This is a genomic window from Streptococcus sp. IMAU 99161, assembly GCF_014435245.1.
Classification (GTDB): Bacteria; Bacillota; Bacilli; order Lactobacillales; family Streptococcaceae; genus Streptococcus; species Streptococcus lactarius.
This window is the reverse complement of record NZ_JAAPAW010000006.1, coordinates 244,531-260,618: the sequence shown is the minus strand read 5'-3', so window position 1 is coordinate 260,618 and position 16,088 is coordinate 244,531. Positions and strand designations below refer to the sequence as shown.

12 protein-coding genes are annotated in these 16,088 nt (G+C 41.0%); 10 read left to right on the top strand and 2 right to left on the bottom strand.

The genetic code is table 11. The features are described 5' to 3' along the window. Positions 1-168 precede the first annotated feature (168 nt). From HA044_RS03560 to alaS, 10 genes are all read left to right on the top strand, one after another. Positions 169-876 carry a glucosamine-6-phosphate deaminase gene (locus HA044_RS03560; protein WP_187539353.1) on the top strand — a complete coding sequence of 236 codons (708 nt, stop codon included), beginning with the start codon at positions 169-171 and terminating at the stop codon, positions 874-876. A 160-nt stretch (positions 877-1,036) separates the two neighbouring features. Then, positions 1,037-2,383 (top strand): DUF1958 domain-containing protein, encoded by a 1,347-nt coding sequence (locus HA044_RS03555; protein ID WP_187539351.1) that lies wholly within the window; start codon positions 1,037-1,039, stop codon positions 2,381-2,383. A 71-nt stretch (positions 2,384-2,454) separates the two neighbouring features. Further along, complete coding sequence (locus HA044_RS03550) at positions 2,455-3,627, top strand: MFS transporter (protein WP_187539349.1); 1,173 nt, start codon at positions 2,455-2,457, stop codon at positions 3,625-3,627. A gap of 173 nt (positions 3,628-3,800) precedes the next feature. Next, positions 3,801-4,373 carry a hypothetical protein gene (locus HA044_RS03545; protein ID WP_187539347.1) on the top strand — a complete coding sequence of 191 codons (573 nt, stop codon included), beginning with the start codon at positions 3,801-3,803 and terminating at the stop codon, positions 4,371-4,373. A gap of 72 nt (positions 4,374-4,445) precedes the next feature. Then, entirely contained in the window at positions 4,446-5,387 is a 942-nt protein-coding gene (locus tag HA044_RS03540; RefSeq protein ID WP_187539345.1) for a competence protein CoiA, read from the top strand. Positions 5,388-5,466: 79 nt separating this feature from the next. Beyond that, positions 5,467-7,269: an oligoendopeptidase F gene (pepF, locus tag HA044_RS03535; protein ID WP_187539343.1), complete on the top strand. Its 1,803-nt coding sequence runs from the start codon at positions 5,467-5,469 to the stop codon at positions 7,267-7,269. 1 nt (position 7,270) lies between these two features. After that, positions 7,271-7,990 carry an O-methyltransferase gene (locus HA044_RS03530; RefSeq protein WP_187539340.1) on the top strand — a complete coding sequence of 240 codons (720 nt, stop codon included), beginning with the start codon at positions 7,271-7,273 and terminating at the stop codon, positions 7,988-7,990. A 70-nt stretch (positions 7,991-8,060) separates the two neighbouring features. Next, a complete protein-coding gene (gene prsA / locus HA044_RS03525; RefSeq protein WP_187539338.1) occupies positions 8,061-9,008 on the top strand; it encodes a peptidylprolyl isomerase PrsA in 948 nt (315 codons plus the stop codon). 252 nt (positions 9,009-9,260) lie between these two features. Beyond that, on the top strand, positions 9,261-9,746 hold the full coding sequence (locus HA044_RS03520) for an LURP-one-related/scramblase family protein (protein WP_187539336.1): 486 nt from the start codon (positions 9,261-9,263) through the stop codon (positions 9,744-9,746). 24 nt (positions 9,747-9,770) lie between these two features. After that, positions 9,771-12,389, top strand: coding sequence for an alanine--tRNA ligase (alaS, locus tag HA044_RS03515; RefSeq protein ID WP_187539334.1), 2,619 nt, complete (start codon positions 9,771-9,773; stop codon positions 12,387-12,389). A gap of 110 nt (positions 12,390-12,499) precedes the next feature. Here the strand turns inward: alaS and nrdF are convergent, their stop codons facing one another. Both nrdF and nrdE read right to left on the bottom strand, forming a co-directional pair. Continuing rightward, positions 12,500-13,459, bottom strand: coding sequence for a class 1b ribonucleoside-diphosphate reductase subunit beta (gene nrdF / locus HA044_RS03510; protein WP_187539331.1), 960 nt, complete (start codon positions 13,457-13,459; stop codon positions 12,500-12,502). Positions 13,460-13,885: 426 nt separating this feature from the next. Beyond that, entirely contained in the window at positions 13,886-16,045 is a 2,160-nt protein-coding gene (gene nrdE / locus HA044_RS03505; RefSeq protein WP_187539329.1) for a class 1b ribonucleoside-diphosphate reductase subunit alpha, read from the bottom strand. Positions 16,046-16,088 lie beyond the last annotated feature (43 nt).

Below are 16,088 nucleotides of genomic sequence, written 5' to 3'. Positions count from 1 at the left end.
AGCAGTCCGATCAAAAAAATAATCAATAATACGTCTACAATCATACTCTTCATTATAACACGAATTGAGTTGAAAATAAAAAAATGACTAGAAAAGATAGCGGTTTCACTTGACAAAAATTGGTCTATACCATATAATGAAAGTAAAGAAAAACAGGAGGTCTCTCTGATGAAAATTATAGAAGTTACAGACCAAATCGAAGGTGGAAAAGTTGCCTTTGACATCTTAAAAGAAACCATACAGAAGGGTGCGAAAACACTGGGCCTTGCGACTGGAAGTAGTCCCCTTGAATTTTATAAACAAATTCGTGAGAGTGATTTGAACCTTTCCAATCTAACCAGTGTCAATCTCGATGAGTATGTAGGTCTAACAGGAGATGATCCTCAATCGTATCGTTATTTCATGGAGAAAAATCTCTTTGATGCCAAACCGTTCAAAGAAAGCTATCTCCCATCAGGTGTAGAAGAAACAGCCGATCAGGAAGTTAAAAGCTACAATCAAATCCTGCAAGAACATCCGGTAGATCTTCAGATCTTAGGGATTGGACGCAATGGGCATATCGGTTTTAATGAGCCAGGAACTCCTTTTAATAGTCAGACCCACTTAGTCCAGTTGGATGCTTCAACAATTGAAGCCAATTCTCGCTTTTTTGATAAGATCGAAGATGTACCAACACAAGCTATTTCAATGGGGATAGCCAATATCTTAGCCGCAAAATCGATTATCCTATTTGCCTATGGGGAATCAAAAGCACGAGCGATCAAAGGTACGGTAGAAGGAGAAAAGTCTGAAGAAGTGCCAGCTAGTGCCCTTCAAGGTCATCCTGATGTGACGATTATTGCAGATAAGGAAGCCTTGAGCTTGTTAAGTCGTTAAATGACGGGACCTATCGCTGATTTTTCAGGGGTGATAGGTTTTTTAATACTTCAAAGTATGATACAATACAAGTAAGAATTGATTGAAGCGTGCTCTTTTCAGCTACTGGGAGACAAGGTGAAGGAGCTTATGCTGATGAGTCTTAGAGAAGGAAAAGTTTATGATCAAGAAATATTTAATCCCTATTTGCCTCCTTCTGTGTATGGTATGCCAGCCAGTAATAGTGAGTGCGGATGAATTGGTGGATATGGCGCAAAAAATGTATCCAAACGACCATGTACAAGCGATCAATCGTCCGCATTCCTCACTTATTATTGATGGTAACACGGGAAATATTCTCTGGAAAGATAATATCGATGAAGTTAGAGATCCTGCCAGCATGAGTAAGCTTATGACGCTTTATCTCTTGTTTGAAGATATGGCCAAGGGCAAGATCAGTAAGGACGCGGTGGTCACAGCAACAGCATCAGACCAAGCTATTGGAAAGATTTATGAAATCTCCAACAATAATATTGTTGCTGGAGTTGATTATACGATTCCTGAATTGATCACGATGACGGTGGTTCCATCGTCTAACGTGTCGACGCTTATGTTGGCCAATCTCCTATCCAATAACGATCCGGATGCTTTCATTGATCGTATGAATGCCAAAGCCAAGGAATTAGGCATGACCAATACGGTCTGGAATAACCCAAGCGGGGCAGCTATTTCAACCTTGCAAGGATACTATCAGGTAGGCACTTATCCGAATGATGCGGCCAACCAAACAACGGCGCGTGATTTGGGAATTTTGGTCTATCATTTTATTCATGAATACCCAGATATTTTAACTTATACTAATCAAGCCCAGGTCACGGTTAAAAAAGGGACTCCTTATGAGGAGACCTTTGATACCTATAATTATTCATTACCAGGGGCGAAGTATGCCCTGAAAGGGGTGGATGGTTTAAAAACCGGATCGAGCCCTCGTGGAGCCTTTAACTACATCGCAACGATTAAACGGGGTGATCAACGTTTAATTGCTGTGATTATGGGAGTAGGGGATTGGGCAGACCAAGATGGGGAATACTACCGTCATCCATTTGGCAATGCGTTGATCGAAAAAGCTTATAAAGAATTTGTCTATAAAAAACTGTTAGATGCAGGTGTCCATCAGATTGATGGCAAGACTTATACGCTCGAAAAACCATTTTATGCGACCGTGAAAAAAGGAGCCAAGGAGCCGACACTTGCAGTAAAAGATGGGTATTTAACGGTGGATAATGATCTCTATACCTTGTCTGAAAGTATCCGAGATGATATGAAGGTAGTGGAAGGTGCCAAGCCAGAACTGGTCAAAGAAACAGCCAGTGGGAAGAATACGGCCTCTAAAAAAACAAAATGGCTTTCGTTGGACCACTTCCTGATTTTGATCCCCATTGTGATTCTGGTAGTCATTCTCTTCGTTGAAAAACAAAGTCGTGAGAGACGCACAAGAGATACCCAACGGCGCTACAATAAAGAATAGATAGAAACTCAACTGCTACTCAGTTGGGTTTTGTCATTGTTTCATCCATACTGATGTAGAAAAGGATTCTAATGAAAAAATTTCGTAATTCCTATGCAGCTTATTTGCTGCTCTATAGTTTTTATTTCATGTCTACCTCCCTTTTTACGACCTTGATTTCGGTCTACTTGATGGGAAAACACTATAATGCCAGTCAAGTCTCTACCTTGGTTTCGGTTGCCTTTTTCTTATCCATGATCGCTCAACCATGCTTTGGCTATATCAATGAGCGGTTTGGAATCGTAAAAATGACGACCCTCAGTCTGAGTGCCATTCTTGGTGGAGTTTTAGGCTTTCTTTGGGCTCCCAATCTCTTTTGGCTGACCGTCTTTTATGGGATCGTTCTGGTCTGTTTAAATGGGACTGCCCCTATGATGGAAGTCTTTGCGACGCAAAGTGCCTACGCTTTTGGAAAGATACGTGTATGGGGCACGATTGGTTACTCCCTTGGTGTACAAATCGCTGGCTGGATTTATCATCAGTTTAGCCCTCAAGCGGTCTATTATACGGTGTTGCTGACCATTGTTGTGAGTATTTTCTGTTTAAGTGCAGTCCGTATGGGGAATAGTGAGAAAAGAGAAGAAAAAGTAAAAGAACCCGTTTCTCTTCGTCCCCTGTTGAACAATAGACCTTATCTCTTCTTTATTATTTTGATTGGTCTTGCTTCAGGAGTTGGAAACATTGGTCATACCTATATTCAAAACCTCTTGATGGATAATGGGCTCTCTGTACAGACAGCTGCAACAGTCGTAGCTATCTCGGTTGTCGTTGAAGCCCCTTTGATCTTTTTCTCTGATCGGTTTATGGATCACTGGCCCCTCCGCGTTTTAATTGCTCTTCCGATAGGAATTTTATGTGCTCAATATACGATCTATGCTCTCCCAAGCCCTATCCTTTTAAAGGTCCTGATAACTCTGTTAGCCAAGCATACGACGGGCATGGTCTTGATTATGGTATCCTTGCGTTTTATTGCCCAACAAGTAAATGGGAAAGATTTGGTTCTTGCTATGGCCATTGTGCAAGGAGCTAGGTATCTGGGAACAATCCTCTTACAACCGATAGCAGCCCACTTTATTGAAGTAGGTGGCTACCAACTCATGAGCTTCTTTTTAGCAGGTGTTGTTGGCCTTGCCTTTCTTCTGAGTTTTGCCTTAAAAATGCCCCAAGGGAAGGTCCGTAGTCTATTTAGTGGGACTGTCGAATAAAACACGATAGAGGAGGATACGGATTCAACTAGCAGTTGGACAGAATGGCGGATGCTACAGTGTTTGGTCTAACTATTTTACTATTAGTAAGAACCAGCGATTAATTTGACAGTCAAAGTATTTCTTGTTACAATAATAAATATCAAAATTAAAGGAGACCATTTTATGAAAAAATGATCTTATCGACTGCCGCACTTTTGACTCTTGTCACACTTGCTGTTTGTTCAAACAAGCAAGAAACAAAGAAGGAAACTTCCAATAGTCAAACAACCTCAAAAGTCACCAGTAAGTCTTCTGGCACTTCAAAAAGTAAGAACACGGTAACAGATTCTGAAGAAGGATCTGCTTCAAGTGTTGTGACAGATGATGACATCAGTAAGGCAAAGACAGTTGGCGACTTCAAAAAGTTGTTTGCAAAATTAATGGATCAAACGGTTTCTCTTACGGAAGAAGCAGGTATTTCTGTGACAGGTACTGATAAAGAGAGCTATGATGCAACAGTTAGCGCTTTGAAACAAGAAATGGAAAATCAAAAAGAAGTCTTTAACGAAGCATTGGAAAACATTGGTTCAGATAGTACTGTCGTTCCCAAAGAAGACCGTGAAGATTTGATCGATATCATAATAGATGCGAAAAAACAGTTGGAAGATTCTCGAAAACAAATGGAAGATTTGAAAAAAGAATTAAGCAAATCTCCTGTTGCAGATGATTCTAGTGACGATTCAGACTCAGATTCTGACGAATAATGTGAAGAAAGGTTGGAAATTTCCAGCCTTTTTCTTATTTTTTTCGAATGGTATAAGTGAGGAGGTGAGGAAATGTTTATAGCGATGGATAAACATCAAGAGCGGTGGAATTGTATGGAGGAGATTCCACCTGTGGCAGCAGGGCCCTTTTATTGCTTAGCTTGTCAGAGTGAAGTGCGATTGAAAAACGGCTCAGTGTTACGGGCTCATTTTGCCCATGTAGAATTACAACAGTGTCCCTACCATCATGAAGCTGAGAGCATGGAACACCTGGAATTAAAAGCCAGTCTTTATGACTGGGGATCCAAGGAAGCAAGAACAGAAGTCGAATATTATTTGCCAGAGTTTCAGCAAATTGCGGATCTTTTGGTTGTGGACAAGAAGTTGGCTTTGGAGGTGCAGTGCAGTCCCTTATCTTTGGAACGATTAAAAGAGAGAAGTGATGCATATCGAGCCCACGGTTATCAGGTTTATTGGTTGCTGGGAAAAAAGCTGTGGCTCAAGGAAAGACTGAGCAACTTACAAGCTGGTTTTCTTTATTTTAGTCAGAATCGTGGATTTCATCTTTGGGAATTGGATCTTGCAAAGAAAGAAGTTCGGTTGCAGTACCTCATTCATGAGGATTTACGGGGACGACTGCATTATAAAACAGAAGTATTTTCTTTTGGGAAAGGGCACTTGCTTGAAATGCTACGGGCACCTTATCTAAAGCAACCCTTGCAGCAACTACCAGTAGAGTTGGATCGGCATTTTTTATCTTACGTAAGGCAGCAACTATTCTACCGTCAGCCAAGGTGGATGAAGTTACAGGAGCAACTCTATTTGCAGGGACACCATTTACTTGAGAAAGATCTAGATTATTTTTATCCTATGTGTCGTCCCATTGTTTCAGACCATTTGATTCAGATTGAGGTCGATCTCAAAGATTATTACCAGCAATTTCTCACTTATTACAAGGAGCAAGGAATCAAGCCAGTCCAAACTCTTTATTCTCCCTGCTTTTATAGGCGGTAGAAAAGATAATTTTCTGTGTTGGAATTCCCCACCAAACACTATTTTTATGCTAAAATAGTACTTTGGAGGATGAATTGAAATGGTAAAACAACGTAATGAAATTGATGAAAAATACCAGTGGGATTTGTCGACGATTTTTTCGACAGATCAAGCTTGGGAAGATGAAGCAAGTAGCTTAGCTGCGGATATGAAAGCAGCCAGCCACTATGCTGGTCATTTATTGGATTCGGCACAAAACCTGTTAGAGACCACTGAAGCTTATTTGGAATTGAGCCGCCGGTTGGAGAAGGTCTATGTCTATGCCCATATGAAAAATGACCAAGATACACGGGTTGCCAAATACCAAGAATACCAATCAAAAGGGATGGCACTCTATAGTTTATTAGGGGAAACCTTTGCCTTCTATGAGCCTGAATTCATGGCTATTACTGATGAGCAGTACAAGGATTTTGTAAATGAAGTTCCAGCCTTGGAACAATATGGTCATTATTTTGATTGCTTACTTGAGAAAAAAGAACATGTCTTGTCTCACAAAGAAGAAGAGTTACTTGCTGGAGCGGGAGAAATCTTTGCATCTGGTGGCGAAACCTTTGAAATCCTAGACAATGCAGATATTGTATTTCCAACCGTGCATAATGACAAGGGTGAAGAAGTGCAATTGACTCATGGCAATTACATTTCTTTGGTTGAATCAAAAGATCGTGCGGTCCGTAAAGAAGCCTATGAAGGACTCTATAAGGTCTATGAACAATACCAACACACGTATGCCAAGACCTTACAAACCAATGTAAAAGTTCATAACTTCAATGCCAAAGTGCGTAAATTCTCTTCTGCTCGTGAAGCAGCCCTTTCTGAAAACTTTGTGCCAGAAAGCGTTTATGAACGCTTGGTAGTCGCTGTCAACAAACATTTGCCACTCTTGCAACGTTATATTCAGTTGCGTTCTAAAATTCTTGGTATCTCTGACTTGAAAATGTACGATATGTATACCCCATTATCAGATACAGACTACAAGTTTAGCTATGAAGAATCCTTGGCAAAAGCAGAAGAAGTCTTGGCTGTTTTAGGTGAGGATTATTTGTCTCGTGTCAAACGGGCCTTTAGTGAACGGTGGATTGATGTACATGTTAACCAAGGAAAACGCTCAGGTGCCTACTCAGGTGGTTCTTATGATACCAATGCCTTCATGTTGTTGAACTGGCAAGATACACTGGATAATCTCTTTACCTTGGTGCACGAAACTGGTCACAGTATGCATTCGAGCTATACCCGTGAAAATCAACCCTATGTCTATGGGGACTACTCTATTTTCCTTGCTGAAATTGCCTCTACGACCAATGAAAATATCTTGACAGAACGTCTCTTGGAAGAAGTAGAAGATGATCAAACCCGCTTTGCCATCCTCAACCATTTCCTAGATGGTTTCCGTGGAACCGTCTTCCGTCAAACTCAGTTCGCTGAATTTGAGCATGCGATTCATAAGGCTGACCAAGAAGGGACTGTTTTAACGAGTGAGTTCTTGAACAACCTTTATGCAGATCTCAATGAGAAATACTATGGTCTTTCAAAAGAAGACAACCCTGAGATCCAATATGAATGGGCTCGCATTCCTCATTTCTACTATAACTACTACGTTTTCCAATATTCAACTGGTTTTGCGGCAGCTTCAGCTCTAGCTGAAAAAATTGTTCATGGAACCCAAGAAGACCGTGATAAATATATCAATTACCTGAAAGCTGGAAACTCTGATTATCCACTTAATGTCATCCGCAAAGCAGGTGTGGATATGGAAAAAGAAGACTACTTGGACGCAGCTTTTGCGGTCTTTGAACGTCGCCTAAATGAATTTGAAGCCCTTGTAGAAAAATTAGGACTTGCATAAGATGGTGGAGTCTTATAGTAAAAATGCCAACCACAATATGCGTCGGCCAGTGGTCAAGGATGAGATTGTCGACTTTATGCGGAAGCGTCAAAAGCCGGTAGCTGGTGCCCTCAAGGAATTAGAAGAGTTTGCGCGCAAGGAAAATATTCCTATCATTCCGCAGGAGACGGTCGCTTACTTTCGACTGCTTCTGCAAAGCCTACAACCAAAGAAAATCCTTGAAATTGGGACGGCCATTGGGTTTTCGGCCCTCTTGATGGCGGAAAATGCCCCCAATGCGCAAATTACCACCATTGATCGAAACGAGGAAATGATCGGTTTTGCCAAGGAAAATCTGGCTAAATTTGATCAGAGAAAGCAAATCACCTTGCTAGAGGGAGATGCGGTGGATGTCTTACAAGATTTAACAGAGACCTATGACTTTGTCTTTATGGACTCAGCCAAGTCTAAATACATCGTCTTTTTGCCACGGATCCTAGAGCTTCTAGAAGTTGGAGGTATCGTGGTGCTAGATGATATTTTCCAAGGGGGAGATGTTGCCAAAGACATCATGGAAGTCCGTCGTGGACAACGAACCATCTATCGAGGTCTGCAGAACCTCTTTGATGCAACTCTCAATCATCCGGATTTAACCGCTAGCTTGGTGCCGCTTGGTGACGGCATCTTAATGATCCGAAAAAATGCAGAGACAGTTACCTTGCCAGAGCCTGGCTCATTTTAGGTAAATTTAAGGTATTCTCTCTAATTTGTGGTAAAATAGAAGAAGTTTAAAAAAGGAACGGAGAAATTTCATGAAGAAAAAACTTGTAGCAGGTGCTGTGACCTTGCTATCAGTCGTAACACTAGCAGCATGTGCCAATGGCACAAACAAAGATATCGTGACCATGAAAGGGGACACGATTACAGTTTCTGATTTCTATGATGAAATGAAATCAAATCAAGGAGCCCAACAAGTCCTTTTCCAAATGACCATCAATAAGGTCTTTGAAAAAGAATATGGATCAAAAGTTTCTGATAAAGATGTCAACAAAGAATTTGACAAGCAAAAGAAACAATTGGGCAACCAATTTGATGCATACTTGGCGCAACAAGGCTTGACGGAAGAAACAGCCAAGAAACAAATCCGTAGCAATATGTTGTTGGAATACGCAGTCAACCAAGCTGCGAAGAAGGATCTCAAGGATTCAGACTACAAGACAGCCTTTGAATCTTACACACCTGAAGTAACAGCACAAGTTATCAAATTGGATTCAGAAGACAAAGCAAAAGAAGTATTGGAAGCGGCTAAAGCTGAAGGTGCAAACTTTGCTCAAATCGCCAAAGAAAATTCAACAGATACTGCTACAAAAGACAAAGGTGGAGAAGTCAAGTTTGATTCAGGAACGGCAGATATCCCATCTCAAGTCAAAGAAGCAGCCTTTAAGTTGGATGAAAACGGCATTTCAGATGTGATCACCGTATCAGCAGGACAAAACTATTCTGCTAGCTACTATATTGTGAAATTAAACAAGAAGACTGAAAAAGGTTCTGATTGGAAGAAATACGAAAAACGCTTGAAAGAAATCATTGTCGAAGGTCGTAAGCAAGATACTAACTTCATCCGTAGCATTATTGCCAAAGCGATGACCGATGCCAATATCAAGGTCAAAGATGATGCCTTCAAGTCAACCTTTAACCAATATTTGCAAAATATCGGTGTCCAAACGAGCGATAGCAGCTCTTCATCCTCTAAAAAATAGTTGACGGTTCTTTATTGAACCTGTATAATAAATAGTTGAGAATAAATCATTGGTTATCGGAAACAGAGAAGTGGCGGTGGTGCGAGCCATGGAAGAGAAATGATTTTGCTACTCAATTGATACAATTGAAATAAAAAATGAAGAATGACAAGTTCATTGAATGAAGGTGGTACCGCGGTTTTTCGCCCTTCGTTTGGTGGCTTGTCTTTTGTTTATGCATGCCTGTTAGCGTCTTTTCAAAGGAGATAGAAAATGAGAATCTATCAAGTGAAACAAAAATTTCGATTGGGTGGCGAACGCTTCGATATCAAGAATGAGTTAGGAAATGTCGAATACCAGGTTGAGGGATCCTTTTTTAAAGTTCCTAAAACCTTTACCATCTATGATAACGAGGGGCAAGAAGTCAGCCAGATCACGAAAAAGCCATTCACACTTCTTTCAAAATTTGAGGTTAGCTTAAAAAATGGGGATCGCTTTTTTATCACTAAAAAGCTTACGCTTTTGAGAGACAAATACGATATTGAAGATTTGGGACTGCGGGTTCAAGGAAATATCTGGGACCTGGATTTCAAATTGTTGGATGATCGGGATCAAATTGTTGCTGAGATTAGCAAAGAACTCTTTCACCTTACCTCAACGTACCAAGTATCGGTTTATGAGGATGAATACGCTGATTTAGTCATCTCACTTTGTGTCGCTATCGATTATGTCGAAATGTTAGAAGCAGGCGCAAATTAACCCAATTAGAATTAGGAGAAAAATATGAAACAACTATCTAGTGCACAAATTCGCCAAATGTGGCTTGATTTCTGGGCAAGCAAGGGACATTCTGTAGAGCCATCTGTTAGCTTAGTTCCAGTTAACGATCCAACCCTTTTATGGATCAACTCAGGGGTTGCAACCCTCAAGAAATACTTTGATGGAACCATTAAACCTGAGAATCCACGGATTACCAATGCTCAAAAAGCCATCCGTACCAACGATATCGAAAACGTAGGGAAGACTGCGCGTCACCATACCATGTTTGAAATGTTGGGAAATTTCTCTATCGGTGATTACTTCCGTGATGAAGCCATCACATGGGCTTTTGAACTCTTGACAAGTCCAGAATGGTTTGACTTTCCTAAAGACAAACTCTATATGACTTATTATCCAGATGACAAGGATTCATACAATCGCTGGGTAGAAGTTGGAGTAGATCCAAGTCACTTGATCCCAATCGAAGACAACTTCTGGGAAATCGGTGCAGGACCTTCAGGACCAGATACTGAAATCTTCTTTGACCGTGGGGAAGCTTTTGACCCAGATCATATCGGTATTCGTCTTCTTGCAGAAGATATCGAAAATGACCGTTACATCGAAATCTGGAATATTGTCTTGTCACAATTTAACGCAGATCCTGCTGTACCTCGTAGTGAATACAAGGAATTGCCTCACAAGAACATTGATACGGGCGCAGGTTTGGAACGTTTAGTGGCCGTGATTCAAGGAGCTAAGACCAACTTTGAAACAGACCTCTTCATGCCAATTATCCGTGAAGTGGAAAAGATGTCTGGTAAAACCTACGATCCAGATGGCGACAATATGAGCTTCAAGGTCATTGCAGACCACATCCGTTCTCTTTCATTTGCGATTGGTGATGGGGCTCTTCCAGGAAATGAAGGACGTGGCTATGTCCTTCGTCGTCTCCTCCGTCGTGCTTCTATGCATGGCCAAAAATTGGGTATCAACGAACCTTTCCTTTACAAATTGGTTCCAACTGTTGGAAAAATCATGGAAAGCTATTACCCAGAAGTGCTTGAAAAACGTGACTTTATTGAAAAAATTGTTAAGAGCGAAGAAGAGTCATTTGCTCGTACCCTTCACTCAGGTCAACACTTTGCTCAAGGTATCGTAGCTGACTTGAAGGCCAAAGGTCAATCAGTTATCGATGGACAAGACGTCTTCAAACTTTATGATACTTATGGATTCCCAGTTGAATTGACAGAAGAAATCGCTGAAGAAGCTGGTATGACTATTGATCGTGACGGTTTTGAAGCAGCTATGAAGGAACAACAAGAACGTGCGCGTGCATCAGCTGTCAAAGGCGGATCTATGGGCATGCAAAACGAAACTCTTCAAAATATTACAGTTGAAAGTCACTTTAACTATAATGCTAGCCAATTGTCTTCTAAGTTGGTAGCTATTGTAGCGGACAATACAGAAGTAGAAGCTGTATCTGAAGGAACTGCTTCCCTCATCTTTGCTGAAACTCCTTTCTACGCTGAAATGGGTGGACAAGTAGCAGACCATGGTCAAATCTTGGATACTGCAGGGAATGTCGTAGCAAATGTTACAGACGTTCAAAAAGCACCAAATGGTCAACCACTCCATACCGTTGAAGTATTGGCACCACTTTCCTTGAACCAAGAATATACCTTGGCTATTGATACCAATCGTCGTCACCGCGTCATGAAGAACCATACAGCAACTCACTTGCTTCATGCAGCTCTTCATAACATTCTCGGAAATCATGCGACTCAAGCAGGATCTCTCAACGAAGTAGAATTCCTCCGTTTTGACTTTACTCACTTCCAAGCCGTAACTCCTGAAGAATTACGTGCTATTGAACAACAAGTCAATGAAAAAATCTGGGAAGCTATTGCAATCAAGACAATTGAAACCGATATTGATACAGCTAAGGAAATGGGAGCAATGGCCCTCTTCGGTGAAAAATACGGTAAAAATGTTCGTGTTGTAACCATTGGTGACTATTCTATTGAGCTTTGTGGTGGTACCCATGTCGGCAATACTTCTGAAATTGGTCTCTTCAAGATTGTCAAAGAAGAAGGGATCGGTTCAGGAACTCGTCGTATCTTGGCAGTAACTGGTAAAGAAGCCTTTGAGGCCTACCGTGAACAGGAAGATGCGTTGAAAGAAGTTGCAGCAACTCTTAAAGCACCTCAACTCAAGGAAGTTCCTCATAAAGTGGAAGCTCTCCAAGAACAAGTAAAACAACTTCAAAAAGAAAATGCAGAATTGAAGGAAAAAGCTGCAGCCGCAGCTGCAGGTGATGTCTTCAAGAATGTTCAAGAAGCAAACGGATACCGCTTTATTGCAAGTCAAGTTTCTGTATCTGATGCAGGTGCCCTTCGTACCTTCGCGGATAACTGGAAGCAAAAAGATTACTCTGATATCCTTGTTCTTGTCGCGGCCATTGGTGACAAGGTCAATATCCTTGTAGCCAGCAAGACAAAAGAGGTACATGCAGGTAACTTGGTTAAAGAATTAGCTCCAATCGTCGACGGACGTGGTGGTGGTAAACCAGACATGGCCATGGCAGGAGGAAGCGACCAAGCGAAAATCCAAGAATTGTTGGATGTCGTAGCAGGTAAATTGTAAGAATCAGAGAGGTTGGATGTTGATCCAACCTCTTTTTTCAAAAAAGAAATAGCTCCAATCAGAATAAGATTGCAATAAAAAAACCTCTCCGTCTGGAAAGGTTTTTCTTCTTATAATCCGTAGTTGTAATCGTCATCCTGCATGGCTTCTACTTCACCGAGAAGGTAACCATTTCCGACTTGAGAGAAGAAGTCGTGGTTGGATGTTCCGGTTGAGATTCCGTTCATGACGATTGGGTTGACATCATCTGCTGAGTCAGGGAAAAGCGGATCTTGGCCCAGGTTCATGAGGGCTTTATTGGCGTTGTAACGAAGGAAGGTCTTGACCTCCTCTGTCCAACCCACACCGTCATAGAGGCTCTCTGTGTAGCCTTCTTCATTCTCATAGAGGGTGTAGAGCAGGTCGTACATCCATTCTTTGAGTTTTTCTTGCTCGTCTTCTGGTAATTCGTTAAATCCAAGTTGGAACTTGTAGCCGATATAGGTTCCGTGAACAGATTCGTCTCGAATGATCAACTTGATAATTTCAGCTACGTTAGCTAACTTGTTGTTCCCAAGATAGTAGAGCGGTGTGAAGAAACCAGAGTAGAAGAGGAAGGTTTCAAGAAAGACGCTGGCTACTTTTTTTTCAAGTGGCGTACCATGGAGATAGATTTCGTTGACGATTTCAGCTTTTTTCTGAAGATATGGATTGGTGTTGGTCCACTCAAAGATGTCCTCAATTTCAGCCTTGGTGTTCAAGGTAGAAAAGATAGAGGAGTAGGACTTAGCGTGGACAGATTCCATAAATTGGATGTTATTAAAGACTGCTTCTTCATGAGGGGTACGGATATCTGCGCGAAGGGCGTTGACACCTGTTTCAGACTGCATGGTATCTAGAAGAGTCAATCCACCAAAGACTTTTCCAACTAAGTCTTTTTCTTTGTGAGATAACTTTCTCCAGTCGTCCAAGTCGTTTGACAACGGAATACGAGTATCGAGCCAAAATTGCTCCGTCAGCTTTTCCCAAGTGGATTTATCGATGACATCTTCGATGGCATTCCAGTTAATGGCTTTGTAGTAAGTTTCCATAGGTTTATTTCTCCTTGGAGTTTTTTAGAAAATTATCGATAATCTTATCAATAGTATTTACAATAATAAAGAACAAAGTTAGTAAAGCTAGTTGTTCGGTATAATCAAAAAATTTAGTTGTATTATCTAGAAACATCTTAAAATAAATCAGATAAAATCCGAGTAAATAGCTAACAGGAAGCATTGATAGATAAGGTTTGTTAGAGTATTTTTGTGAGATACTCTTGAGGACAAAGTATACCAACCCTAAAAAACAAACTGAGAATAATAAGGTAGTACGAAATGTAGCTTGTAGTTTCAATTTGATAATTAAACCAATAATTAATCTGAATAAGAATAAAAAAGTTGCAGATTCTAATAATAAACAAATAGAGTATTGTTGTAGTGAAAAATGTTTTTTCATAAAAATTCCTTATTAATAATTTGTTAGATGACACAGCTTTCACATTGGTTAGCACCAACTTCTCCACCATCATCTGTAAAGGTACGGACGTAGTAGATGGACTTGATTCCTTTGTTAAAGGCGTAGTTGCGAAGGATGGACAAGTCACGTGTCGTTTGTTTATTTTCTTTCTTCCATTCGTAGAGACCTTTTGGAATGTCACTGCGCATAAAGAGTGTGAGGGAAAGTCCTTGGTCTACGTGCTCAGTTGCAGCCGCGTAGACATCGATTACTTTTCGCATATCCATGTCATAAGCAGAAGTGTAGTAAGGAATGGTTTCAGTTGATAAACCAGCTGCAGGGTAGTAGATCTTCCCAATTTTCTTTTCTTGGCGTTCTTCGATCCGTTGTGTGATGGGGTGGATAGAAGCAGACACATCGTTGATGTAGCTGATAGAGCCATTTGGTGCGACTGCCAAGCGGTTTTGGTGGTAAAGACCATCTGCTTTTACTTTATCACGAAGTTCAGCCCAGTCAGCAGCGCTAGGAATAAAGATATCTTTGAACAATTCTTTGACACGATCGGATTTTGGAACAAACTCTCCAGTCACATACTTATCAAAGTAAGTGCCGCTAGCATAGTCTGATTTTTCAAAGTTGTGGAAGGTAAGGCCCCGTTCACGCGCGATGTTGTTTGATTCCACGAGAGTCCAGTAATTCATGAGCATGAAGTAGATGCTGGTGAATTCAACAGACTCAGGTGATCCATATTCAATCAATTGTTGCGCAAGGTAGCTGTGAAGCCCCATGGCTCCAAGGCCGAAGGTGTGGGCTTGTTTATTACCATGATCAATCGTAGGGACCGCGACAATATGGGAGCTATCTGTAACGAAGGTCAAAGCACGCACCATGGCACGAATCGAACGGCCAAAGTCAGGTGACGTCATCATGTTGACCACGTTGGTTGAACCAAGGTTACAAGAAACGTCTGTCCCCATTTGAAGGAATTCTTGAGCATCGTTAATCAAACTTGGCTCTTGAACTTGGAGAATTTCAGAACACAAGTTACTCATGATGATTTTTCCATCAACAGGATTTGCACGGTTGGCTGTATCAATATTGACGACATATGGATAACCGGATTCTTGTTGCAATTTAGAAATTTCAGTTTCCAAATCACGCGCCTTGATCTTGGTCTTGCGGATATTCGGATTTGCTACTAATTCGTCGTATTTTTCAGTAATGTCGATGTAGTTGAACGGCACACCGTATTCGCGTTCGACAGAGTATGGGCTGAAGAGGTACATCTCTTCATTTTTACGCGCTAATTCATAGAATTTGTCTGGAACGACAACACCTAGTGAGAGCGTCTTGACACGAACTTTTTCATCGGCATTTTCTTTCTTAGTTGAAAGGAAAGCGATGATGTCTGGATGGAAGACGTTGAGGTAAACAACTCCGGCACCTTGACGTTGACCCAATTGGTTAGAGTATGAGAAGCTATCTTCGAACAACTTCATAACTGGAACGACACCTGAAGCAGCACCTTCATAGCCCTTGATGGGTGCACCACCTTCACGAAGGTTGCTGAGGGAAATCCCAACACCCCCACCGATACGAGAAAGTTGCAGGGCAGAGTTGATGGAACGTCCGATCGAGTTCATATCATCTGTTACTTGAATTAAGAAACAAGAAACCAATTCACCACGACGAGCACGACCTGCATTTAAGAAAGAAGGAGTGGCAGGTTGGTAACGTTGGTGGATGATTTCATTTGCGATATCTTTGGCAATGGTTTCATTTCCATCTGCGAAGTAGAGAGCATTAAAGAAGACCCGGTCTTCCATACTTTCAAGGTAAGCATCCCCATCATTGGTTTTCAAAGCGTACTGGTTATAAAATTTATAAGCCGCCATGAAAGACTTAAATTGGAAGTGTTGGTCTTTGATAAATTGGGCCAATTCTTCCAAAAATTCTGGACGGTACTTCTCGATGAAAGCTCTTTCAATGTAATTATGCTCTAGAAGGTACTGAATCTTGTCAGTGATTGAATCAAAGGCCAAAGTATTTGGCACTACATTTTCTTTAAAGAAGGCATCCAAGGCTTCCTTATCTTTATGAAGCATGATTTGGCCATTGACCGGACGGTTGATTTCATTATTTAGACGAAAATACGTCACGTCTTCAAGAGATTTTAATCCCATAATAATCCTTTTCTAATTTCTAAATTACAAGTAAAAAGTCTAG

Excerpts from the sequence above, each read along its gene's own strand:
- HA044_RS03560 (WP_187539353.1), top strand. The coding sequence starts at position 169 with ATGAAAATTATAGAAGTTACAGACCAAATCGAAGGTGGAAAAGTTGCC.
- HA044_RS03555 (WP_187539351.1), top strand. The coding sequence starts at position 1,037 with ATGATCAAGAAATATTTAATCCCTATTTGCCTCCTTCTGTGTATGGTA.
- HA044_RS03550 (WP_187539349.1), top strand. The coding sequence starts at position 2,455 with ATGAAAAAATTTCGTAATTCCTATGCAGCTTATTTGCTGCTCTATAGT.
- HA044_RS03545 (WP_187539347.1), top strand. The coding sequence starts at position 3,801 with ATGATCTTATCGACTGCCGCACTTTTGACTCTTGTCACACTTGCTGTT.
- HA044_RS03540 (WP_187539345.1), top strand. The coding sequence starts at position 4,446 with ATGTTTATAGCGATGGATAAACATCAAGAGCGGTGGAATTGTATGGAG.
- pepF (WP_187539343.1), top strand. The coding sequence starts at position 5,467 with ATGGTAAAACAACGTAATGAAATTGATGAAAAATACCAGTGGGATTTG.
- HA044_RS03530 (WP_187539340.1), top strand. The coding sequence starts at position 7,271 with ATGGTGGAGTCTTATAGTAAAAATGCCAACCACAATATGCGTCGGCCA.
- prsA (WP_187539338.1), top strand. The coding sequence starts at position 8,061 with ATGAAGAAAAAACTTGTAGCAGGTGCTGTGACCTTGCTATCAGTCGTA.
- HA044_RS03520 (WP_187539336.1), top strand. The coding sequence starts at position 9,261 with ATGAGAATCTATCAAGTGAAACAAAAATTTCGATTGGGTGGCGAACGC.
- alaS (WP_187539334.1), top strand. The coding sequence starts at position 9,771 with ATGAAACAACTATCTAGTGCACAAATTCGCCAAATGTGGCTTGATTTC.
- nrdF (WP_187539331.1), bottom strand. The coding sequence starts at position 13,459 with ATGGAAACTTACTACAAAGCCATTAACTGGAATGCCATCGAAGATGTC.
- nrdE (WP_187539329.1), bottom strand. The coding sequence starts at position 16,045 with ATGGGATTAAAATCTCTTGAAGACGTGACGTATTTTCGTCTAAATAAT.